The organism is Streptomyces sp. NPDC001851 (genome assembly GCF_040297165.1).
GTDB lineage: Bacteria > Actinomycetota > Actinomycetes > Streptomycetales > Streptomycetaceae > Streptomyces.
Genome location: NZ_JBEOYR010000007.1, coordinates 141,109 through 163,501, shown reverse-complemented (window position 1 = coordinate 163,501; position 22,393 = coordinate 141,109). Strand labels below are relative to the sequence as shown.

The following is a 22,393-nucleotide window of genomic DNA, read 5'->3' as shown; positions in this document are numbered from 1 at the left end:
CGCCCTTCGGTGTCTGCGGCGGCCGCGCTGACCGCGGTGTCAGCTCTTGCTGAGTTCCCAGAACCGGAACACGGTGGAGGCGTCCAGGCAGTACTCCAGGCCGTAGACGCCGTCACGGACGACCGCGTACTGCTTGGCCTGCCAGACGGGCAGGACGGGCAGTTCGGTGGCGACGATCTGCTGCAGCCGGCTGAAGTCCTTGTCGGTGGCGGCCCGGTCGCTCTGCGCGGCGGTGTCCGGGATGAGGGTGCCGGAGATGGTGCGGTTGCTGTAGTTGTTGTCCAGCACGTTGCCCTTGCCGAAGAACGGCGCGGTGAAGTTGTCGGCGTCCGGGTAGTCGGGCACCCAGCCCTTGACGTAGACGCCGTACTTGCCGGCGGTGATGTCCTTCTCGTACTGGTCGAAGGCGACGGACTTGACGTCGGCGTCGAACAGGCCGCTGGCGTTGAGCTGTCCGGCGATGGCCTTCAGTTCCTCGTCGGTGGCGGGGCCGTAACGCGACGGCGTGGACCACAGGGTGAGCTTGACCTTGCCGGTGATGCCGTCGGCGCGCAGTGCGGCGGCAGCCTTGGCCCGGGAGGGGCGGGCGCCGTAGGTGTCGAAGAAGGCGGTGTTGTGGCCGACGATGCCCGCCGGGATGATCGAGTACAGCGGGGTGGCGGTGCCCTGGTAGACGTTCTTGATGAGGGCGTCGCGGTCGATGAGGTAGGCCATGGCCTTGCGGACGCCGAGTTTTCCGGCGACCGGGTCCTTCACGTTGAAGACCAGGTGCTGGACTTCGGCGCTGGTTCCCTCGATGACGTCGATGCCCTTGCTGCCGTCCTGCCGGTCGAGGCCGGCGACGTCGGAGGCGGACAGGCCTCGGTAGGCGAGGTCGATGTCGCCGTCGGTCAGGGCCTTCTTCAGGGCGGTGCGGTCGCCGTGGAAGAACTTCAGGGTGACGCCGGAGTTCTTGACCTTGGCGGTGCCCTGGTAGTTGTCGTTGACGGAGAAGACCGCCTGGTCCTTGTCGAAGGAGTCCAGCTTGTAGGGGCCGGAGCCGACGGCCTGGTGGTCGGTGCGCAGGCCGCCCGCGTCGTACTGGCGGTGGTCGACGATGGAGCCGGCACCGGAGGCGATCTTGCTGGGGAAGGTGGCGTCGGAGGTCTTCAGGTGGAAGACGACCGTCTTCGCGTCGGGGGTGTCGACGCTGCCGAGCATCGGGAACATGATCGCGGGCCCGGCGGGGTCGTTGATCTTCAGCATGCGGTCGAAGGAGAACTTCACGTCCTTCGAGGTGAGGGCGTCACCGTTGCTGAATTTCAGGCCGTTCTTGAGGACGCACCGGTACTCCGTGGCGCGGGAGTCGGTGAAGGAGCACTCCTTCGCCAGTTCCGGCTGGGGCTGGGTGCCGCCCTTGGGGAAGCTGAGCAGCGACTGGAAGACGTTGTCGAACAACAGCCAGGAGCCGGGGTCGTAGCCGGATGCCGGGTCCGTGGCGAGGACGTCGTCGGACATCCCCATCACCACGGAGGAGCCGGTACCCCCGGAATCACCGGTCTCCGAGCCGCAGCCGGTCAACAGGCCGGAGGCCAGACCCGCCACGATGGGCAGGACTGGCCACTGGTTGCGCATGTTCACTTGAAATGTGCCTTGTCGTCGGTTCGTCATCCCGGGGCCGCCGTCCTGGTCCCGGGTTGTCCCGGAGGCAGTGGTTCCTGGCCCCCGGATGAGAGAGCCGTCAGCCGCTCACACCGCGGCCGAGCTCCCACAGCTGAAGCGTCGAGGAGGAGTTGAGGGCGTAGGCGACACCGGTGATGTCGCTGCGCGCGGCGACGTACTGCTTGCCCTGCCACAGCGGCAGCACGGGGACGTCGTCGGCGACCGTGTCCTGGATCTCCGTCAGGCTCTTGGCGGCGTTGAGCCGGTTGGCCTCGCGGCGGGACTGAGGGATCAGGGTGTGCTGGATGGTGCCGTTGGAGTACGGCGAGCCGAGGAAGTTGTCCTTGTCGAGGAAGGGCGCGAGGAAGTTGTCGGCGTCCGGGAAGTCGGGGAACCAGCCCATGCCGTAGACGTCGTACTGGCCCTTCTTCTCCGCCGGGCGGAAGGTGTCCCAGGTGTGGCCCTGGATGGAGACGTCGAACAGGCCGCTGCTGTTGAGCTGCTGCTGCAGGACCTCGAACTCCTTCTTGGTGGCGGAGCCGTAGTGGTCGGTGGTGTAGTGCAGGGTCAGCTTGACCGGGGTGGTGATGCCGGCCCCGGTCAGCAGGCCCTTGGCCTTGGCGACGCTGGGGTTGCCGTACTTGTTGAAGAACGAGTTGGAGTGGCCGGTGACGGTGGCCGGGACCAGCGAGTACAGCGGCTCGGCCTGGGTGCCGTAGACCTTGGAGACGAGGGCCGCGCGGTCGATGAGCTGGGCCATGGCCTGGCGTACGGCCTTGGACTTCACCGTCGGCGCGTTGGTGTTGAAGGCCAGGTAGCGGATCTCCAGGCCCGGCATGTCGACCAGGTCGGCCTTGTCGTCGCTGCCGGCGTCCAGCTTCTGGATCTGGGCGGGCGACATGGTGCGGGTCATGACGTCGATGTCACCCTTGTCGATGGCGGCGCCCATGGCGTCGGCGTCGCTGAAGGAACGCAGTTCGACCTTGTCGTTGTTCACCGCCACGGCACCCTTGTAGGTGGGGTTCTTGGTGAAGGTGGCGGTGGTGATCGCGTTGCCGCTGACGTCGGCCTGGAAGGTGTAGGGGCCCGAGCCGTCGACGTCGAATCCGTCGCGCAGCTTGTCCTTCTTGTAGTCCTTCGGGTTGATGATGCCCGCGACCGGGGTGGACAGCTTGTACGGAAACGTGGCGTCGGCCGTCTTGAGGTGGAAGATGACCTCGCGGTCGCCCTGCGTCTCGATGGTGTCGATGGTGTTCAGCAGGGCGGACACGCCGCTGTCGGACTTGATGCGCAGGGCGCGCTCGATGGAGAACTTGACGTCCTGGGCGGTCACCGGGTCGCCGCTGGCGAACTTCAGGCCGTCGCGGAGCTTGCAGGCGTAGCGTTCGCTGCCGCTGTCGGTGAAGGAGCAGCTCTCGGCGGCGTCCGGGACGGGGTCTCCCTCACCCTTGGGCTGCGCCATCAGCGTCTGCACGGTCTGGCGCAGGATGTTCCAGGTGCCGACGTCGTAGGCGTAGGCGGGGTCGAGGGGCGCCGGGGCGTCGCTGGTGGCGGTGAACCGGTCCGTGGTGCCGACGACGATGGCGTCGCCGCTCTTGCTCCCGCTGTCGGATCCGCCGCACGCGGCGAGAACCGGGGTGAGCAGGCCGGCCACCGCCGGCAGCACCAAAGTCTTGCGGTTCATCGGGGAGTTTCTCCAGAGCTGTTCGTGTCCGTGTATCCGGCATGCATGGGTGGTGCGGCGGTCACGGGGGGTTGCGGCGATGTTCTCGCGACGAGATTAGTCCGCGCCCGCAGGGGGGTTCACAGCCGCGTGAGTTGACCCGCCATCACGCAGGGGAACCAGGTGCGGACACACCGAAAACCCGACAGCGGCAGGATTAGTGCAGCTTCCCACCAATCGGGACACAAAGACCCGACAGCCGGGCCCTAGCAAGGGTGATCAGCACACTTGGTCAGGATTGTCGAGCCCTTAGAGGGTGGCGAACGTCACAGTTCCAACTGTGTGACGAGTCAGCAGAATTTCGGCCGCACGGCCGACCGGAATTCCACTCGGGTGTACTTCCCCGGAAATTTGTCCAACCGGGCCAATGGACATGGCACCCAGTGTGAAGGGCTAGCGCATTTCCGTCATCAGGCCGCGTAGAAATGCCAGGTCGACCTGTTCCAGAGAGGTCACGACGGTGCGTCCCTCGGCCGGGGTGATGGGGGCGACGGAGGGTACGGCGACCACGCGGCAGCCCGCGGCCTCGGCGGCGGCGACGCCGGTCGCGGTGTCCTCGACCACCGCGCATCTCTCCGGCTCCGCACCGAGGCCGGCGGCGGCGAGCAGGTAGGGGTCGGGGAAGGGCTTGGTGCGGGTGACCTCGTCGCCGGCGATGGACAGGGCGAAGTGGTGGGGGCCCAGCACGCTCAGCACGCGGTCGATGATGCGCCGGTGGGAGGCCGAGACCAGGGCCGTGGGGATGGCGTGCTCGTGGAGTTCGGCCAGCAGGCGGGCGGCGCCCGGCATCATCGGCAGGGCACGGTCGATGCGGTCCTCGAAGCCCTCGTTGAGCAGCACGGTGAGTTCGTCGAGGGTGATGTCGGCGCCGGTGGCTTCCAGGAGGAAGCCCGCGCTGCGGGTCATGGGTCCGCCGACGACGACGTGCCGCCAGGAGTCGTCCAGGGGGTGGCCGAGGCCGGCGAAGACCTCGACCTCGACGTCCCACCAGAAGCCCTCGGTGTCCACCAGGGTGCCGTCCATGTCCAGGAGCACGGCCTGCAGGGCTGAGCCTTCCGCCGTACGGGTTCCGAGCGCGGGGACCGTGCTGGTCATCCGGGCGCACCTCCTTGAGGGACGAGCAGGCCGGTTCCCGGACAGGGAACCGGCCTGTAGTGGGCCGACAAGTGTACGCCGCCGACGCCGGAAACGCCTCGTATATCACTCGTGGCGTGTGGCACCCCGGCGCGAGGGCGCCCTCGGCCGACCCCCGGGAGGGCTCAGCGGGCGTTGAAGTACTTCGCCTCCGGATGATGGATCACGATGGCGTCCGTGGACTGCTCGGGGTGCAGCTGGAACTCCTCGGACAGGTGGACGCCGATCCGCTCCGGCCGGAGCAGGTCCGCGATCTTGGCGCGGTCCTCCAGGTCGGGGCAGGCGCCGTAGCCCAGGGAGAAGCGGGCACCCCGGTACTTGAGGGCGAACATGTCCTCGATGTCGGCCGGGTCCTCACCGGCGAAGCCGAGTTCGGAGCGGACCCGGGCGTGCCAGTACTCGGCGAGCGCCTCGGCCAACTGGACGGACAGACCGTGCAGTTCGAGGTAGTCGCGGTAGGAGTTGGCCTCGAAGAGCTTCGCGGTCTCCTCGCCGATGCGCGAGCCGACGGTGACGACCTGGAGGCCGACGACGTCGGTCTCCCCCGACTCCTGCGGGCGGAAGAAGTCGGCCAGGCACAGCCGGCGCCCGCGGCGCTGGCGCGGGAAGGTGAACCGGGTGCGTTCGTTGCCGTGCTCGTCGAGGATGATCAGGTCGTCGTCCTTGGAGACGCAGGGGAAGTAGCCGTAGACGACGGCCGCTTCGAGCAGGTTCTCCGTCTGCAGCCGGTCCAGGAGGCCGCGCAGCCGGGGCCGGCCCTCGCTCTCCACCAGTTCCTCGTACGTCGGTCCCTCGCCGGTGCGGGCCTGCTTCAGCCCCCACTGGCCCTTGAACAGCGCGCCCTCGTCGAGCCAGCTCGCGTACTCCTTGAGCTGGATGCCCTTGACGATCCGGGTGTCCCAGAAGGGCGGGGTCGGCACCGGGTTGTCGGTGGCCACGTCGGAGCGGACGTGCCCCTCCTCCGGGCGCTCCTCGACCACGCTGGCGGCCGTCGCGCGGACCCTGCGCTGCCTGAGTTCGGGCAGCTTGGCACCGGGCAGGCCGCGCTTGACGCCGATGAGGGCGTCCATCAGGCGCAGGCCCTCGAAGGCGTCGCGGGCGTAGCGGACCTCGCCCTCGTAGACCTCGTGCAGGTCCTGTTCGACGTAGGCGCGGGTCAGGGCGGCGCCGCCGAGGATGACGGGGAAGCGGGCGGCCAGGCCGCGCTGGTTCAGCTCCTCCAGGTTCTCCTTCATGATCACGGTGGACTTCACCAGCAGCCCGGACATGCCGATGACGTCGGCCCGGTGCTCCTCGGCGGCTTCCAGGATCGCGGAGACGGGCTGCTTGATGCCCAGGTTGACGACGTTGTAGCCGTTGTTGGACAGGATGATGTCGACGAGGTTCTTGCCGATGTCGTGCACGTCGCCGCGGACGGTCGCGAGGACGATGGTGCCCTTGCCCTCGGCGTCCGACTTCTCCATGTGCGGTTCGAGGTGGGCGACGGCCGCCTTCATGACCTCGGCGGACTGCAGCACGAACGGCAGCTGCATCTGCCCGGAGCCGAACAGGTCACCGACGACCTTCATGCCGTCCAGCAGGGTCTCGTTGACGATGTCCAGGGCGGGCCGCTCGGCGAGAGCGAGATCCAGGTCGGCCTCCAGGCCGTTGCGCTCGCCGTCGATGATGCGCCGCTTGAGGCGCTCCTCCAGCGGCAGCGCGGCCAGCTCCTCGGCCTTGCCGGCCTTGAGGGACTTGGCGGTGGCGCCCTCGAAGAGCTGCATGAGCTTCTGGAGGGGGTCGTAGCCCTCACTGCGGCGGTCGTGGATCAGGTCGAGGGCCGTCTGCACCTCTTCCTCGGTGAACCGGGCGATCGGCAGGATCTTGGAGGCGTGGACGATCGCCGAGTCCAGGCCCGCCTTGACGCACTCGTCGAGGAAGACGGAGTTGAGCAGGATGCGGGCCGCGGGGTTCAGGCCGAAGGAGATGTTGGACAGACCGAGGGTGGTCTGTACGGCCGGGTGGCGCCGCTTCAGCTCGCGGATGGCCTCGATGGTGGCGATGCCGTCCTTGCGGGACTCCTCCTGACCGGTGCAGATGGTGAAGGTCAGGGTGTCGATGAGGATGTCCTCCTCACGGATGCCCCAGTTCCCGGTCAGGTCGGCGATCAGCCGTTCGGCGATCTCGACCTTCTTCTCGGGGGTGCGGGCCTGGCCCTCCTCGTCGATGGTCAGCGCGATCAGCGCGGCGCCGTGCTCACGGGCCAGCCGGGTGACGCGCGCGAAGCGGGAGTCGGGGCCGTCGCCGTCCTCGTAGTTCACGGAGTTGATGACCGCGCGGCCGCCGAGCTTCTCCAGGCCCGCCTGGATGACGTCGACCTCGGTGGAGTCCAGCACGATCGGCAGGGTGGAGGCGGTGGCGAAGCGGCCGGCGAGTTCCTCCATGTCGGCGACGCCGTCGCGGCCGACGTAGTCCACGCACAGGTCGAGCATGTGCGCGCCCTCGCGGATCTGCTCCCGCGCCATCTCCACGCAGTCGTCCCAGCGGCCCTGGAGCATGGCCTCGCGGAACTTCTTGGAGCCGTTGGCGTTGGTGCGCTCGCCGATGGCCAGGTAGGAGGTGTCCTGGCGGAACGGCACCGACTGGTACAGCGATGCCGCGCCCGGCTCGGGACGCGGGTCACGGGCGGGCGGGGTGAGGTCCCTGACGCGGTCGACGACCTGGCGCAGGTGCTCGGGGGTGGTGCCGCAGCAGCCGCCGACGAGCGAGAGGCCGTACTCGCGGACGAAGGTCTCCTGGGCGTCGGCCAGCTCGGGCGCGCTCAGCGGGTAGTGGGCGCCGTCCTTGCCGAGGACGGGCAGGCCCGCGTTGGGCATGCAGGACAGCGGGATACGGGCGTTGCGGGCGAGGTAGCGCAGGTGCTCGCTCATCTCGGCCGGGCCGGTGGCGCAGTTCAGGCCGATCATGTCGATGCCGAGCGGCTCCAGCGCGGTGAGGGCCGCGCCGATCTCGGAGCCCAGCAGCATGGTGCCGGTGGTCTCGACGGTGACGGACACGATGACCGGAAGGTCCAGGCCGAGGGCATCGAGGCCACGCCGGGCGCCGAGGACGGCGGCCTTGGTCTGCAGCAGGTCCTGGGTGGTCTCCACGAGCAGTGCGTCGGCGCCGCCGGTGACCAGGCCCTCGGCGTTGCGCTGGTAGGCGTCGCGCAGGGTGGTGTACGGGGCGTGGCCGAGGGTCGGCAGCTTGGTGCCGGGGCCGATCGAGCCGAGGACCCAGCGGGGGCGGCCGTCCTGGGCGGTGAAGTCGTCGGCGACCTCGCGGGCGACCCGGGCGCCGGCCTCGGACAGCTCGTACACGCGCTCGGAGATGTCGTACTCGCCGAGGGCGGAGTGGTTGGCCCCGAAGGTGTTGGTCTCGACGCAGTCGACGCCCACGGCGAAGTACGCCTCGTGGACGGAGCGGACGATGTCGGGGCGGGTGAGGTTGAGGATCTCGTTGCAGCCTTCGAGCTGCTGGAAGTCCTCAAGCGTGGGTTCCTGGGCCTGGAGCATGGTGCCCATGGCTCCGTCGGCGACCACCACCCGGGTGGCGAGCGCCTGGCGGAGCGCGGACGCACGGGTCCGGCTGTCGGCGGAAGGGGACGGTGGCAACGAGGCCATGAAGGGGCTCCCTAGGTGCGACGGCTGTCGGCTATGCGGCTTCCCCGGCGGGCGGGGATGCCGCACGGCGCCAGAGTAACCGGCAGTGGGCTTGGATGGGCAGCGGCGTCCACAGGCCGGACGCGGGTGGCCCGTGTGCCACGGCCAGGTCACGTGTGATGTAACAGGTGGCGTCCGACCATTAGCGGGAGGTCGGCATGGACCGGTAGTGTTCGACATTGCCGAACGGCGGGTAACGGAACGGATGACGGTGCACGACAGGTCGTCACCGGCGGACGGTACGGCCGCGTTGGGCGGCAGTCGAAGGGGACGGAGGCAGGACGGCGATGGCACGGAACATCCAGTCGCTCGAACGGGCGGCCGCGATGCTGCGGCTGCTCGCGGGCGGCGAGCGACGGCTCGGCCTGTCGGACATCGCCTCGTCACTGGGTCTCGCCAAGGGCACCGCCCACGGCATCCTGCGCACCCTCCAGCAGGAGGGGTTCGTGGAGCAGGACGACGCCTCCGGGCGCTACCAGCTGGGCGCGGAGCTGCTGCGCCTGGGGACCACCTATCTGGACGTGCACGAGCTGCGGGCGCGGGCCCTGGTGTGGACGGACGATCTGGCCCGGTCCAGCGGCGAGAGCGTGTACCTGGGAGTGCTGCACCAGCAGGGCGTGCTGATCGTGCACCACGTCTTCCGGCCGGACGACAGCCGGCAGGTGCTGGAGATCGGCGCGATGCAGCCGCTGCACTCCACCGCGCTGGGCAAGGTGCTCTCGGCCTACGACCCGGTCGCGCACAGCGAGGCGCTGGAGGCCGACCGCAAGCCCTTCACGGACCGCACGGTGTGCGACATGGACGACTTCGAGCACCTTCTCGACATGACGCGCGCGCGTGGCTACGCGGCCGATGTGGAGGAGACCTGGGAGGGCGTGGCGTCGGTCGCCGCGCCCGTCCACGACCGGCGCCGTATGCCCGTGGGCGCGGTCGGTATCACCGGTGCCGTGGAACGGCTGTGCCGGGACGGTGAGCTGCGTTCCGAGCTGATCGCCGCGGTGCGCGACTGCGCCCGCGCGGTGTCCAGGGACCTGGGCGCGGGGCGGTTCTGAGGGGCTGAGCACTCCCCTGGGGGGTGAACCGGGACGCCGGGCGGCGTTCCGGTTGTCGCCATACCCTGAAAGTGGACATATCGGACCAAACCGTACGTCAGCGCGCGAAGAGTGATAACCGGCAGCGATCAATAACGATCCTGTTTTCGATAACAGAACCCTTGACGCATGCGTAACGCCGAAGCAGACTCCCGTCCATCGGTCGGCATTGTCGAACACCTACCGGCAATACGCGCTAGAGTGTGACAACGCCAAGGGCCGGCATCGCTCTCACCCCCGAGGGCGCCAGAACCCCCGGTGGGACCCGGGGTTCGGCGAACCCTGGACGAAGGACAAAGGAGTCGCGGGTGTCCAGCTCCGACATCTTCATCGGCGAGACCATCGGTACCGCCATACTCATCCTGCTCGGCGGCGGCGTCTGCGCGGCCGTCACGCTGAAGGCCTCCAAGGCCCGTAACGCCGGTTGGCTCGCCATCACCTTCGGGTGGGGCTTCGCCGTCCTGACGGCCGTGTACATCTCCGGACCGCTCTCCGGTGCGCACCTGAACCCGGCCGTCACCGTCGCCCTGGCCATCAAGGACGGCGACTGGACCAACGTTCCGACCTATCTCGCCGGCCAGCTGCTCGGCGCGATGATCGGCGCGACCCTGGTGTGGGTCGCCTACTACGGACAGTTCCACGCGCACCTGACCGACAAGGAGATCGTCGGCGGCCCGGGCGCGCAGGCCACCACGGCCAAGGCGGTCGAGGCCCAGGAGAAGGGCGCAGGACCGGTCCTCGGCATCTTCTCCACCGGTCCGGAGATCCGGAACGTGGCGCAGAACCTCGCCACGGAGATCATCGGCACCGTCGTGCTGATCCTGGCGGTCCTCACGCAGGGCCTGAACGACAAGGGCAACGGCCTCGGCACCCTCGGCGGTCTGATCACCGCGCTCGTGGTGGTGTCGATCGGTCTCTCCCTCGGCGGCCCGACGGGCTACGCGATCAACCCGGCCCGTGACCTGGGCCCGCGCATCGTGCACGCCCTGCTGCCGCTGCCCAACAAGGGCGGTTCCGACTGGGCCTACGCCTGGATCCCGGTGGTCGGTCCGCTGATCGGCGGCGCGATCGCCGCAGGCATATACAACGTCGCCTTCGCTTAGGAATCACCTCGAAGCACGCGCTGTACGTACCGCCCCCTCACCACGGATCTTTCAGGAGCACACAGTGACCGACGCCCACACCGCAGGCCCGTTCATCGCGGCGATCGACCAGGGCACGACCTCCTCGCGCTGCATCGTCTTCGACCGGGACGGCCGTATCGTCTCCGTCGACCAGAAGGAGCACGAGCAGATCTTCCCGAAGCCGGGCTGGGTCGAGCACAACGCGAACGAGATCTGGACCAACGTCCAGGAAGTCGTCGCCGGGGCCATCCAGAAGGCCGGCATCACCCGTGACGACATCAAGGCCATCGGCATCACCAACCAGCGCGAGACCACCGTGCTGTGGGACAAGAACACCGGTGAGCCCGTCTACAACGCCCTCGTCTGGCAGGACACCCGCACCGACGCCCTCTGCCGGGAGCTGGGCCGCAACGTCGGCCAGGACCGCTTCCGCCGCGAGACCGGCCTGCCGCTGGCCTCGTACTTCTCCGGCCCCAAGGCCCGCTGGCTGCTCGACAACGTCGACGGCCTGCGCGAGCGCGCCGAGGCGGGCGACATCCTCTTCGGCACCATGGACACCTGGGTCATCTGGAACCTGACCGGTGGTGTCAACGGCGGCAAGCACGTCACCGACGTGACCAACGCCTCCCGCACCCTGCTGATGAACCTGCACACCACGCAGTGGGACGAGAAGATCGCCGAGTCGATCGGCGTGCCGCTGCAGATCCTGCCGGAGATCCGCTCCTCGGCCGAGGTCTACGGCGAGGTCACCGGCGGCAAGCTGGGCGACCTGCTCGGCGGCATCCCGGTCGCCTCCGCGCTCGGCGACCAGCAGGCGGCCCTGTTCGGCCAGACCTGCTTCTCCGAGGGCGAGACCAAGTCCACCTACGGCACCGGCACCTTCATGGTGATGAACACCGGTGACAAGATCATCAACTCCTACGCCGGTCTGCTGACCACGGTCGGCTACAAGATCGGCGACCAGCCGACGGTCTACGCCCTGGAGGGCTCGATCGCCGTCACCGGCTCCCTGGTGCAGTGGATGCGCGACCAGATGGGCCTGATCTCCACCGCCGCCGAGATCGAGACGCTCGCGCTCTCGGTCGAGGACAACGGCGGTGCCTACTTCGTACCGGCCTTCTCCGGTCTGTTCGCCCCGCACTGGCGTTCCGACGCCCGTGGTGTGATCGCCGGTCTGACCCGGTACGTCACCAAGGCGCACCTCGCGCGCGCCGTCCTTGAGGCCACCGCCTGGCAGACGCGGGAGATCGCCGACGCCATGGTCAAGGACTCCGGCGACGAGCTGGTGACCCTCAAGGTCGACGGCGGCATGACCGCCAACAACCTGCTGATGCAGACCCTTTCGGACGTCCTGGACGCACCCGTGGTGCGCCCGATGGTCGCCGAGACCACCTGCCTCGGCGCCGCCTACGCCGCCGGCCTCGCCGTCGGCTTCTGGTCCAGCACCGACGAACTGCGCGCCAACTGGCGCCGGGCCGCCGAATGGACCCCCCGCATGGACGCGGCCACCCGCGACCGTGAGTACAAGAACTGGCTCAAGGCCGTCGACCGGACCATGGGCTGGATCGAGGACGAGAGCTGAGCGGCTCCCCCAGCTCAGCCATCTCTGACGAGGAGTAAGTACCCGACATGACCAGTCAGTCCACCCTGCAGACCGTGCCTGCCCTGGGGACGCACCCGGCCTCCGGCTCCAACCCGAGCCGCGCCGAGACCAGGGAGCAGCTCGCCAAGGCGTCGTACGACCTTCTGGTGATCGGCGGCGGCATCCTGGGCATCTCCACCGCCTGGCACGCCGCGCAGTCCGGCCTGAGGGTGGCTCTGGTCGACGCCGGCGACTTCGCCGGCGCCACCTCCTCCGCCTCCTCCAAGCTGCTCCACGGCGGTCTGCGCTACCTGCAGACCGGCGCGGTGAAGCTGGTGGCGGAGAACCACTTCGAGCGCCGTGCGGTCTCCCGCCAGGTGGCCCCCCACCTGGCGAACCCGCTCACCTTCTACCTCCCCGTGTACAAGGGGGGCCCGCACGGGGCGGCGAAGCTCGGCGCGGGCGTGTTCGCCTACTCCGCGCTCTCCGCGTTCGGTGACGGCGTCGGCCACCTGCTCTCGCCCGCCAAGGCGGCGCAGGACGTGCCCGAGCTGCGCACCGAGAACCTCAAGGCCGTGGCCGTGTACGGCGACGACCAGATGAACGACGCGCGCATGGCGCTGATGACGGTCCGCGCGGCCGTCGAGGCGGGCGCGGTCGTCCTCAACCACGCCGAGGTCACCGGCCTGCGCTTCACCAACGGCCGGGTCACCGGCGCCGACCTCAAGGACCGCACCTCGGGTGACGAGTTCGGGGTCAACGCCCGTCTGGTGCTGAACGCGACCGGCCCGTGGGTGGACCACCTGCGCAAGATGGAGGACCCGAACGCGGCGCCGTCCATCCGCCTGTCCAAGGGCGCGCACCTGGTCCTGAAGCGGACCTCTCCGTGGAAGGCCGCGCTGGCGACCCCGATCGACAAGTACCGCATCACCTTCGCCCTCCCCTGGGAGGACATGCTGCTGCTCGGCACCACGGACGAGGAGTTCGAGGGCGACCCGGCGGACGTGTCCGTCAACGAGAAGGACATAGCCCAGATCCTGGACGAGGCCGCGTTCTCCGTCCGGGACCAGCAGCTCAAGCGCGACCTGATCACCTACGCCTTCGCCGGCCTGCGGGTGCTGCCGGGCGGCCCCGGTGACACCGCCAAGGCCAAGCGCGAGACGGTCGTGACCGAGGGCAAGGGCGGCATGCTGTCCGTCGCGGGCGGCAAGTGGACGACGTTCCGCCACATCGGCCGTACGATCATGAAGAAGCTGGAGTCGCTGCCGGGCCACCCGCTCGGCGACGACTTCGAGCCGATCTCCTCGCTGCCGAAGAAGCTGCCGCTGCCCGGTGTCGCCAACCCGCGCGCCGTCGCGCACCGCCTGCTGGTGGACGGCCCGGCTCCCGGCCCGCGCATGGCCGCCGACACCGCCAAGCACCTGGCCACCCACTACGGCTCCCTGGCCTTCGACATCGCCCGCCTGGCCAACGAGAACCCGGAGCTGGCCGAGCGCGTCCACCCCGACGCCCCGGAGATCTGGGCGCAGGTCGTGTGGGCCCGCGACCACGAGTGGGCCGAGACGCCGGACGACGTGCTGCGCCGCCGTACGACGCTGACCATCCGGGGCCTGGCCACGGACGAGGTCCGGGCGAAGGTGCAGGACGTGCTGGACAAGAAGTAGACGTCGGTGTGGCCGGTCCGCCGTCCCGACCGGGACCGGCCACACCGAAGCGCCGGACCGCCGCACCGGGTCCGGACGACCGGGAGGGGCGGCCCCACGCCGATGGGGCCGCCCCTCCCGCCTGCCCGGGGGCGTTGCGCGCCGACCGCATAATGTGCTGAGACATCCGATGTCTGGGGCATGGGGCGGGCGACAGGAGGCCGGGCATGGCAGTCACCGACGAGGCGATCGAGAAGATCAAGGGCATGATCGTCTCCGGTGCGCTGCGGCCCGGGGACCGGTTGCCCAGGGAGAGCGAGCTGGCCGCCGAGCTCGGGTTGTCGCGGAACTCGCTGCGGGAGGCCGTGCGGGCCCTGTCGCTGATCCGGATCCTGGACGTGCGCCAGGGCGACGGCACGTACGTCACCAGCCTCGACCCGCAACTGCTGCTGGAGGCGATGAGTTTCGTCGTGGACTTCCACCGCGACGACACCGTGCTGGAGTTCCTGGAGGTGCGCAGGATCCTGGAGCCGGCCGCGACGGCGATGGCGGCCTTGCGGATCAGCGAGCAGCAACTGGACGCCCTGGCCGCTCAGTTGGACGCGCTGGGTGACGAACCCTCGGTGGAGGAACTGGTCGCCGCCGACCTGGAGTTCCATCGCGGCATCGTGCGCGGCGCCGGCAACTCGGTGCTGTGCTCGCTGCTGGACGGGCTGTCGGGGCCGACCACGCGGGCCCGGATCTGGCGGGGCCTCACCCAGGAGGACGCCGTCGGCCGCACCCTGCGCGAGCACCGGGCGATCGTCGCCGCGCTGCGCGACCGGGACGCGGAGGCGGCCCGCTCCTGGGCCACCGTGCACATCGCGAGCGTGGAACAGTGGTTGCGCAGCACCCTGTGAAAAGCCTGTGCGCAGCGGCCCCGGCTCCCTGTTGACGGGGGGTGTTCCCCGGTGGCGAACGGGGCAGTGATCCGTTCACTCCCCCACGCAGGGGGCTGCGGGCGCCCCCGCCGGACGCCGTAAGGTTGGTGAGTCAAGCGAGGGCACGTCGGAAGGAGGCACTGGGTGATCGAGCTGGAGGGGGTTCCCGAGCTGATCGACCCAGTCATGGTGGCCGCGTTCGAGGGCTGGAACGATGCCGGCGACGCCGCCTCCACGGCGGTCGCGCACCTGGAACGCGAGTGGAAGGGCGAGGTGTTCGCGGCGCTGGACGCCGAGGACTACTACGACTTCCAGGTGAACCGGCCCACGGTGTTCATGGACGGCGGAGTGCGAAAGATCACTTGGCCGACGACCCGGCTGTCGGTGGTCCGCGTCGGCGGCGAGAAGCCGCGCGACCTGGTGCTGGTCCGCGGCATCGAACCGTCCATGCGCTGGCGCTCGTTCTGCAACGAGCTGCTCGGCTTCGCGCACGAGCTGGGCGTGGAGCTGGTGGTCATCCTGGGCGCGCTGCTCGGTGACACCCCGCACACGCGTCCGGTGCCGGTCAGCGGGGTGACGTCGGACCCGGACCTGGCGCAGCGCATGGACCTGGAGGAGACCAAGTACGAGGGTCCGACGGGCATCGTCGGCGTCCTGCAGGAGGCGTGCACGCACGCCGGCGTCCCGGCGGTGTCGCTGTGGGCGGCCGTACCGCACTACGTCTCCCAGCCGCCCAACCCGAAGGCCACGCTGGCGCTGCTGAACCGGCTGGAGGACCTGCTGGACCTGCGGATCCCGCAGGGTGAGCTGCCCGAGGACGCGCGGGCCTGGCAGGTCGGTGTGGACCAGCTGGCGGCGGAGGACAGCGAGGTCGCCGAGTACGTCCAGACGCTGGAGGAGGCCCGGGACACCGCGGAGCTGCCGGAGGCGTCGGGTGAGGCGATCGCCCGCGAGTTCGAGCGGTATCTGCGGCGCCGGGACGGGGGTCCTCCGGGCGGTAAGCAGAGGCCTCCGGCGGGTGGCGGCGGGCCCAGGGAGGATGACGAGGACGGCTCGGAGGACTGAGCGTACGCAGAAGGGGCGGTTCCCCTGTCCGGGAACCGCCCCTTCTGCCTGTTGCCGATGCGCCAGGGGGTGGCCCTTCGGGCCGTGGCACGGCCGCGGGCCCGTCGTGGCCGGTCGCGCCGTTCCCCGCGCCCTACGGGGCGCTCCCCCTCGCGGTGCTCAGAGCGCCACCCCGAGCAGCGCGTCCACCGCGCGCGTCACGAGGCCCGGCGCCCCGGTGTCCGTGCCGCCCTCCTGCTCCTGCCGGGCCGCCCAGCGGTCCACCGCAGCAAGCGCGGCCGGGGCGTCCAGGTCGTGGGACAGGGCCTCGCGGATCTCCTCGACCAGGGCGTCGGCGGAGGGGCCGTCGGGGCGGGAGACGGCCGCGCGCCAGCGGCCGAGGCGGCTGACGGCGTCCTGGAGGACCTGGTCGGTCCACTCCCAGTCAGCGCGGTAGTGGTGGGCCAGCAGGGAAAGGCGGATGGCGGCGGGGTCGACGCCGTCCCGGCGGAGCCGGGAGACGAAGACCAGGTTGCCCTTGGACTTGGACATCTTCTCGCCGTGCAGGGCGACCATGCCGGCGTGGACGTAGGCCTTGGCCATGGGGAACTCGCCGGTGAGCACCTGGGCGTGCGAGGCGCCCATCTCGTGGTGCGGGAAGGCGAGGTCGGAGCCGCCGCCCTGGACGTCGAAGCCCATGCCGAAGTGGTCCAGGGCGATGGCCACGCACTCGATGTGCCAGCCGGGGCGGCCGGGGCCGAGGGAGGCGCCGTCCCAGCTGGGCTCGCCCTCGCGGGCCGCCATCCACAGCATCGGGTCCAGCGGGTTCTTCTTGCCCGGGCGGTCCGGGTCGCCGCCGCGCTCGGCGGACAGCAGCCGCATGGCGGCCGCGTCCAGGTTCGAGACCTTGCCGAAGTTCGGGTCGGACTCGACGGAGAAGTAGATGTCGCCCTCCAGCTCGTAGGCCGCGCCGAGGTCGCGCAGCCGCTCCACGAGCGGGACGATGCCGGGTATCGCCTCGACGGCGCCTATGTAGTGCTGGGGCGGGAGCAGCCGCAGGGCGGTCATGTCCTCGCGGAAGAGGGCCGTCTGCTGCTCCGCGAGGGCGACCCAGTCGACGCCGTCCCGCTCCGCGCGCTCCAGCAGCGGATCGTCGACGTCGGTGACGTTCTGGACGTAGTGAACCTGCCGCTTGGTGTCGAGCCACACGCGCTGAACGAGGTCGAACGCGTTGTAGGTCGCCGCGTGACCCAGGTGGGTCGCGTCGTACGGGGTGATGCCGCAGACGTAGATACGGGCGACGGGACCGGGGTCGAGGGTGACGAGGCCGCCGGTCGCGGTGTCGTGGATCCTCAGGTCGCGGCCCTGACCAGGCAGGGCGGGGACCTCGGAAGCGGGCCAGGCATGCATGTACATGAGCCTAACCGGCCGACAGCCGCGTATACGAATGGGATCGCGTCGGATGGCCGGTTCTGCGCTCTTGTACATCCGCGGCCGATGTGCTGCTGCCTACACGGGCGGCCAGGGGACGGCCGGCCACTCCCCGCTGGGCTCCGGGTGCACTCCCGTGGTGAGCAGTGCGCCGACACGCGCGCGGGTGGCGTCGACCTCGGCGGGGGTGATCAGTCCGCTCAACCGCTCGCCCAGCGGCCCGCCGAGGGCTTCCCGCAGCTCCTGGAGGACGTCGACGGCCTCGGCGGTCAGTGGCTCCCCGGCCCAGCCCCACAACAGGGTGCGCAGCTTGTTCTCGATGTTGAAGGTGACGCCGTGGTCGATGCCGTAGAGCCGGCCGTCGGTGGTGGGCAGCAGATGGCCGCCCTTGCGGTCGGCGTTGTTGATCACCGCGTCGAGGACGGCGAGCCGGCGCAGCCGCTCGTCGTCGGCGTGCACGAGGAGCGCGGTGCGGCCCTCGCCGACGTCGGCGAGGCCGATCGCCTTCCAGCCCGGCTCCGGTTCCTCCGCGTCGACGAGGGCGAGCAGTTCCGCGTCGGCCTGCACGTCGATCCACAGCTGGCACATGCCCTCGCCGTAGGGCCCGTCGCGCAGCACGGTCGGGGGGACGAGCCCCCAGCCGGTGGCCTCGGAGACCTCGTAGGCGGCCACCTCGCGGCCGGCCAGGGTGCCGTCGGGGAAGTCCCACAGCGGGCGCTCCCCGGCCACCGGCTTGTAGATGCAGGAGGCTTCCTGTCCGTCGAGGGCGACGGTGCAGAACAGCGCGGCGTTGGACGCCTCGCGGATCCGGCCGCGTACGGTCAGCTCACCCCGTACGAGCAGCTCGGCGACGGCCGAGTCGGCTGCGGCGTCGGTGGGCGTCACGCTCCGCGGCGGTATCCGTTCTGGCGCGGACATACGTGTCCTTCCGGATCGAGCGGGAGGCTGCACAGCGGGCACGGCGGCCGCCCGGCGTTGACGACGTCGAGGGCGCGCTTGGCGAAGGCCCTGGCCTGCGCGCCGGTCAGCCGGACCCGCAGCATCGGGGGCCCGTTCTCCTCGTCCTGGAGCAGCCGCTCCTCGGCCTCGGCGAGGTCTTCCTCGGTGTCGGCGTCCAGCTCCACGAGAGCCTGCGCCTCGACGATCATGCGCTGTTCCTCGCCGTCCCAGGCCAGCGCCATGGTGCCGACGCGGAACTCCTCCTCGATGGGGGTTTCCAGCGGGGCGGTGTCGGCGATCTCGGTGGGTGCCACGGCGGGGACGGCGGCGCTGCCGCCACTACGCCGTACGACCTCGTCGAGCAGTTCGTCCATGCGCTCGGCGAGCGCGGCCACCTGGGTCTTCTCCAGAGCCACGCTGGTCACCCGGGAGCCTGCGGTGGCCTGGAGGAAGAACGTACGGCGTCCGGGCAGTCCGACCGTGCCGGCCACGAAGCGGTCCGGCGGGTCGTAGAGGAACACCTGACGGGACACGTCCTGTCTCCATTGAGAGTGAGTTCGGCGAATGGGGGTCGAGGGTTGCGGCGGTGCGGGCCGTCACGTGAGGGGCGACGGTGCGGACCGCTTCACCCTACTGCGGCCGACGATCACGGTGCGCCCGCACCACCCCCGACCGGTGCGTCACCCTCACCAGGATCCTCGCGTGGGGCGAGCGAAGCGAAATCGCCGGTGTCGCCGAGGCGAACGAGAAACGGCCGCAGGCGGGTGTAGCGGATCGCGGTGACGGAACACGGTTCCACGGAGATGCGCTGGAAGAGGTCGAGATGGAGTCCGAGGGCATCGGCGACCAGGGATTTGATGATGTCACCGTGGGAGCACATGAGGTAGACGGCGTCGGCGCCGTGATCGCGCTCCACGCGCGCGTTCCACTCGCGTACGGCCTCGGCCGCGCGGGTCTGCATGGCGCGCAGGGACTCACCGCCGGGGAAGGCGGCGGCCGACGGGTGGGCCTGCACTACCTCCATCAGCGGCTCGTCCTTCAGCTCGGCCAGCTTGCGGCCGGACCAGTCGCCGTAGTGGCACTCCCCGATCCGCTCTTCGGTGTGGACGCGCAGGCCCGGGCGGGCCTCCAGCAGCGGCCGTACGGTCTCCTGGCAGCGCTGGAGGGGACTGGTGACGACCTCTGAGACCGGCAGTGCGGCGAGCCGTGCGGGCAGCGCGGCGGCCTGGGCGGCGCCGCGCTCGTCCAGGGCGACGCCTGGCGTCCACCCGGCGAGCACCCCGGAAGTGTTGGCGGTGGAACGTCCGTGCCTGACGAGGATCAGCGTGGGCATGCGGCCCAGGGTAGGCGTATCAGCACATGCACCGGGGACCGGACGAAGGGAGAATGCGCTCCGTGATCGTCGACTGCGCCATCTACCGGCACGGGCTGCGCACCGAGGGCCCGGAGGACCTGTCCGACGCGCTCGCCGAGGCGCGGGCCGAGGGCGGGTTCGTGTGGATCGGCCTGTACGAGCCGTCCGAGCGGGAGTTCGACCTGGTCACCCAGGAGTTCGCGCTGCATCCGCTGGCGGTCGAGGACGCCCTGAACGCGCATCAGCGACCCAAGCTGGAGGTGTACGACGACTCGCTGTTCATGGTGCTGAAACCGGTTGCGTACGAGACGAAGAGCGACACCGTCTCGGCCGGCGAGATCATGGTCTTCATCGGCGACTGTTTCGTGGTCACCGTCCGCCACGGCGAGATCTCGCCGCTGGCGGCCGTGCGGCGCCGGCTGGAGGAGGAGCCGGAGATGCTCGACAAGGGCCCGACCGCCGTGCTGTACGCGGTCGCCGACGCCGTCGTCGACCACTATCTGGAGGTGGCGACGGAGCTGGGCACCGATCTGGAGGAGCTGGAGGCGGAGGTGTTCCGGCCGGAGGGCGGCGGCTCGCGCCACACCGCGTCCCGGATCTACGGCTTCAAACGGCAGGTCCTGGAGTTCCGCCGGGCCACCGGTCCGCTGGCGCTGCCGCTGACCCGGCTGGCGGCCACGGGACAGTTCGGCGGCGGGGTGCCCTTCGTGCACGACAAGGCCCGCCCGTTCTTCCGCGACGTGGGCGACCACCTCATGCGGGTGAACGAGTCCGTGGAGGCCCTGGACCGGCTGGTGTCCGACGTCCTGTCGGCTCATCTGGCGCAGATGAGCGTGCGGCAGAACGACGACATGCGGAAGATCTCCGCCTGGGCGGCGATGGCCGCGGTCCCCACGATGATCGCGGGGATCTACGGCATGAACTTCGACCACATGCCGGAGCTGCACTGGATGTGGTCGTATCCGGCGGTGATCCTGGTGATGGCCGCACTGGAGGTGCTGCTGTACCGGCTGTTCAAGGGGCGCGGCTGGCTGTGAGGCCGTCTTCCGCGGCTCAGGCGAACTCGGGGGCGGGGGTGGCGGGGCCGCCGAGGGCGTCGCGGCGCTCGGGCATGCGCAGGCTGACCATGCGCCGCCAGCCGCCGAGGCGCTCATAGGCGTACGCCGCCCGCATGCCGGCCGCGAGCAGCGCGCGCTTGGCCCTGGACCAGCCCAGGATGCGGCCCATGCGGGCCATCACGGCGAGGCCGACGTCCCGGTGGACGCGGATCTCGGCCAGGGCGCACGTGCGCAGGGTGCGCCGGATCAGCCGGCCGTGCCCGGCGGCGGCGAACCGCAGCAGTTCCTCGTGGGTGTAGGCGAGGTGGTTGTCCTCGTCGTGGGAGATCATGCGGACGGCCCTGCCGATCTCCGGGTGGTCGGCGAAGTCCCGGAGGAGCATCACCATCTGGTCGGCGGCCCGCTGTTCGGTGACCCGGCTGTGGGCGAGGTAGACGATGATGTCCGGCACGGTGAGCGGCTCGTCCCGCCTGAGCCTGTCGTGGGCGAGGCCGATGCCGCGCCGCTCCAGGAGCATGGTGTAGTCCGTCTCGGGCGGTACGGCGACGGGGGTGAGCCCGCGCTTCTTGAGCAGGGCGGTGAAGATGCGTCCGTGCTTGTCCTCGTCGGCGCCGTGGCGGGCGATCTTCGGGGCCAGCGCGCGTTCGCTCCGCGGTACCAGCGCGGCGATCCGTCCGTTCTCCCAGCCGCCCTGGGACTCCCCGCCGGCGGCGATGGAACAGAAGAGCCGGAACGACTCGTCGTTGTCGAGGATCTCCTGGAACAGACTCTTGGCCGAAAGCATGAAACGAGTCAAGTGCGAACGGAAAAGGGTCGCAACAGCTGTCGGCCTCCGCTCGACCGGAAGACGGAACACGAGCGTCGTAACCGCGCGGCGCCGGGCGCGTTGTTCCCGGTGACGGCCGTGGCGGGGAAGACCCCCCGAGCCCCCACCACGGCCGCTGGAATCCCCTAGGCCAGACCGGCGCGTTCCAGGGCCTCGCTGCCGGCCCGCAGGGAGGCGATCCGTTCCTCCAGGGTGAACCCGGCCGGGTTCAGGCTGAGCGTGGTGACACCGGCGGCGGCGTAGGCCCGCATCCGGTCGGCGATACGGTCCACGGAGCCCAGCAGTGTCGTCTTGTCGATGAGGTCCTGCGGGACCGCGGCCGCGGCGCCCTGCTTGTCGCCGGACAGGTACTTCTGCTGGATCTCGGCGGCTTCCTTCTCGTATCCCATGCGCTGGGCGAGCTGGTTGTAGAAGTTCTGCTTGGCGCTGCCCATGCCGCCGACGTACAGCGCGGTGTAGGGGCGGAAGGTGTCCGCGAGGCGGGCCACGTCCTTGTCGTCGCCGACGGCGATCGGCAGGGTCGGGCACACGTCGAACCCGTCGAGGGTGCGGCCGGCCTTCTCGCGCCCCGCGCGCAGGTACTTCAGGGTGGTCTCCTCCAGGTGTTCGGCGGCGGGGAAGATCAGCAGGGCGCCGTCGGCGATCTCACCGGTCTGCTCCAGGTTCTTCGGGCCGATCGCGGCGATGTACAGCGGGATGTGCTCGCGCTGCGGGTGCACGGTCAGCTTGATCGGCTTGCCCGGGCCGCCGGGCAGCGGCAGCGTCCAGTGCTCGCCCTCGTACGTCAGCCGCTCCCGCGTCATGGCCTTCCGTACGATCTCCACGTACTCACGGGTGCGGGCCAGCGGCTTGTCGAACTTGACGCCGTACCAGCCCTCGGAGACCTGTGGGCCGGACACCCCGAGCCCGAGCCGGAAGCGGCCGCCGGACAGCGAGTCGAGCGTCGCGGCCGTCATCGCGGTCATCGCGGGCTGGCGGGCCGGGATCTGGAAGATGGCCGAGCCGACGTCGATGCGGTCGGTCTGGGCGGCGACCCAGGACAGCACCGTCGCCGCGTCGGAGCCGTAGGCCTCGGCGGCCCAGCACACGGAGAAGCCCAGCCGGTCGGCCTCCTGGGCCACGGCCAGATTGTCCCCGTCCATTCCGGCACCCCAGTAACCGAGGTTGATCCCGAGCTGCATGGCCGAATCCCCTTACCCGTGA

Annotated in this window: 17 protein-coding genes; 7 read left to right on the top strand and 10 right to left on the bottom strand. The window is 70.1% G+C overall.

Annotated features, from left to right (window positions below):
- Positions 1-39 precede the first annotated feature (39 nt).
- The 4 genes from ABT171_RS12335 to metH all read right to left on the bottom strand — a co-directional run bounded on the left by ABT171_RS12335 (position 40) and on the right by metH (position 8,139).
- Entirely contained in the window at positions 40-1,620 is a 1,581-nt protein-coding gene (locus tag ABT171_RS12335; protein ID WP_351242637.1) for an ABC transporter substrate-binding protein, read from the bottom strand.
- A gap of 100 nt (positions 1,621-1,720) precedes the next feature.
- Positions 1,721-3,325, bottom strand: a complete 1,605-nt coding sequence (locus ABT171_RS12330) for an ABC transporter substrate-binding protein (RefSeq protein WP_351242635.1) — start codon at positions 3,323-3,325, stop codon at positions 1,721-1,723.
- 432 nt (positions 3,326-3,757) lie between these two features.
- Complete coding sequence (locus tag ABT171_RS12325; protein ID WP_351242633.1) at positions 3,758-4,459, bottom strand: HAD family hydrolase; 702 nt, start codon at positions 4,457-4,459, stop codon at positions 3,758-3,760.
- A 164-nt stretch (positions 4,460-4,623) separates the two neighbouring features.
- A complete protein-coding gene (gene metH / locus ABT171_RS12320) occupies positions 4,624-8,139 on the bottom strand; it encodes a methionine synthase (protein WP_351242631.1) in 3,516 nt (1,171 codons plus the stop codon).
- A gap of 326 nt (positions 8,140-8,465) precedes the next feature.
- On the opposite strand from metH, the gene ABT171_RS12315 reads away from it, so the two are divergent.
- The 6 genes from ABT171_RS12315 (at position 8,466) to ABT171_RS12290 (ending at position 15,603) form a co-directional block, all read left to right on the top strand.
- Positions 8,466-9,230, top strand: a complete 765-nt coding sequence (locus tag ABT171_RS12315) for an IclR family transcriptional regulator (RefSeq protein WP_351242629.1) — start codon at positions 8,466-8,468, stop codon at positions 9,228-9,230.
- 347 nt (positions 9,231-9,577) lie between these two features.
- Positions 9,578-10,372 (top strand): MIP/aquaporin family protein, encoded by a 795-nt coding sequence (locus ABT171_RS12310; RefSeq protein WP_351242627.1) that lies wholly within the window; start codon positions 9,578-9,580, stop codon positions 10,370-10,372.
- A 64-nt stretch (positions 10,373-10,436) separates the two neighbouring features.
- On the top strand, positions 10,437-11,975 hold the full coding sequence (gene glpK / locus ABT171_RS12305; protein ID WP_351242625.1) for a glycerol kinase GlpK: 1,539 nt from the start codon (positions 10,437-10,439) through the stop codon (positions 11,973-11,975).
- A gap of 47 nt (positions 11,976-12,022) precedes the next feature.
- A complete protein-coding gene (locus tag ABT171_RS12300) occupies positions 12,023-13,639 on the top strand; it encodes a glycerol-3-phosphate dehydrogenase/oxidase (protein WP_351242623.1) in 1,617 nt (538 codons plus the stop codon).
- 206 nt (positions 13,640-13,845) lie between these two features.
- Positions 13,846-14,517, top strand: a complete 672-nt coding sequence (locus ABT171_RS12295; protein WP_351242621.1) for a FadR/GntR family transcriptional regulator — start codon at positions 13,846-13,848, stop codon at positions 14,515-14,517.
- 165 nt (positions 14,518-14,682) lie between these two features.
- Positions 14,683-15,603: a PAC2 family protein gene (locus ABT171_RS12290; RefSeq protein ID WP_351242619.1), complete on the top strand. Its 921-nt coding sequence runs from the start codon at positions 14,683-14,685 to the stop codon at positions 15,601-15,603.
- A 159-nt stretch (positions 15,604-15,762) separates the two neighbouring features.
- Here the strand turns inward: ABT171_RS12290 and mshC are convergent, their stop codons facing one another.
- The 4 genes from mshC to ABT171_RS12270 form a co-directional block, all read right to left on the bottom strand.
- Positions 15,763-16,992, bottom strand: coding sequence for a cysteine--1-D-myo-inosityl 2-amino-2-deoxy-alpha-D-glucopyranoside ligase (mshC, locus tag ABT171_RS12285; RefSeq protein WP_351242617.1), 1,230 nt, complete (start codon positions 16,990-16,992; stop codon positions 15,763-15,765).
- A 99-nt stretch (positions 16,993-17,091) separates the two neighbouring features.
- A complete protein-coding gene (locus tag ABT171_RS12280; protein WP_351242615.1) occupies positions 17,092-17,931 on the bottom strand; it encodes an SCO1664 family protein in 840 nt (279 codons plus the stop codon).
- Positions 17,895-18,485: a DUF3090 domain-containing protein gene (locus tag ABT171_RS12275; protein ID WP_351242613.1), complete on the bottom strand. Its 591-nt coding sequence runs from the start codon at positions 18,483-18,485 to the stop codon at positions 17,895-17,897. The genes ABT171_RS12280 and ABT171_RS12275 overlap by 37 nt, the downstream gene beginning before the upstream one ends.
- 113 nt (positions 18,486-18,598) lie before the next feature.
- Complete coding sequence (locus ABT171_RS12270) at positions 18,599-19,285, bottom strand: histidine phosphatase family protein (RefSeq protein ID WP_351242611.1); 687 nt, start codon at positions 19,283-19,285, stop codon at positions 18,599-18,601.
- 62 nt (positions 19,286-19,347) lie between these two features.
- On the opposite strand from ABT171_RS12270, the gene corA reads away from it, so the two are divergent.
- Positions 19,348-20,343, top strand: coding sequence for a magnesium/cobalt transporter CorA (gene corA, locus ABT171_RS12265; RefSeq protein WP_351242609.1), 996 nt, complete (start codon positions 19,348-19,350; stop codon positions 20,341-20,343).
- A gap of 16 nt (positions 20,344-20,359) precedes the next feature.
- On the opposite strand, the gene ABT171_RS12260 is transcribed toward corA, so the two are convergent.
- Together ABT171_RS12260 and ABT171_RS12255 are read right to left on the bottom strand one after the other, a co-directional pair.
- Positions 20,360-21,148 (bottom strand): ferritin-like domain-containing protein, encoded by a 789-nt coding sequence (locus ABT171_RS12260; RefSeq protein WP_351242607.1) that lies wholly within the window; start codon positions 21,146-21,148, stop codon positions 20,360-20,362.
- 167 nt (positions 21,149-21,315) lie between these two features.
- Positions 21,316-22,371, bottom strand: a complete 1,056-nt coding sequence (locus ABT171_RS12255) for an LLM class F420-dependent oxidoreductase (protein ID WP_351242605.1) — start codon at positions 22,369-22,371, stop codon at positions 21,316-21,318.
- Positions 22,372-22,393: the final 22 nt, after the last annotated feature.

Bases quoted from the DNA above. Each gene is read 5' to 3' on its own strand.
- ABT171_RS12325 (WP_351242633.1), bottom strand. From the start codon at position 4,459: ATGACCAGCACGGTCCCCGCGCTCGGAACCCGTACGGCGGAAGGCTCA.
- ABT171_RS12255 (WP_351242605.1), bottom strand. From the start codon at position 22,371: ATGCAGCTCGGGATCAACCTCGGTTACTGGGGTGCCGGAATGGACGGG.
- ABT171_RS12260 (WP_351242607.1), bottom strand. From the start codon at position 21,148: ATGCTTTCGGCCAAGAGTCTGTTCCAGGAGATCCTCGACAACGACGAG.
- ABT171_RS12280 (WP_351242615.1), bottom strand. From the start codon at position 17,931: ATGTCCGCGCCAGAACGGATACCGCCGCGGAGCGTGACGCCCACCGAC.
- metH (WP_351242631.1), bottom strand. From the start codon at position 8,139: ATGGCCTCGTTGCCACCGTCCCCTTCCGCCGACAGCCGGACCCGTGCG.
- ABT171_RS12330 (WP_351242635.1), bottom strand. From the start codon at position 3,325: ATGAACCGCAAGACTTTGGTGCTGCCGGCGGTGGCCGGCCTGCTCACC.
- ABT171_RS12300 (WP_351242623.1), top strand. From the start codon at position 12,023: ATGACCAGTCAGTCCACCCTGCAGACCGTGCCTGCCCTGGGGACGCAC.
- ABT171_RS12295 (WP_351242621.1), top strand. From the start codon at position 13,846: ATGGCAGTCACCGACGAGGCGATCGAGAAGATCAAGGGCATGATCGTC.
- ABT171_RS12315 (WP_351242629.1), top strand. From the start codon at position 8,466: ATGGCACGGAACATCCAGTCGCTCGAACGGGCGGCCGCGATGCTGCGG.
- ABT171_RS12270 (WP_351242611.1), bottom strand. From the start codon at position 19,285: ATGCCCACGCTGATCCTCGTCAGGCACGGACGTTCCACCGCCAACACT.
- mshC (WP_351242617.1), bottom strand. From the start codon at position 16,992: ATGCATGCCTGGCCCGCTTCCGAGGTCCCCGCCCTGCCTGGTCAGGGC.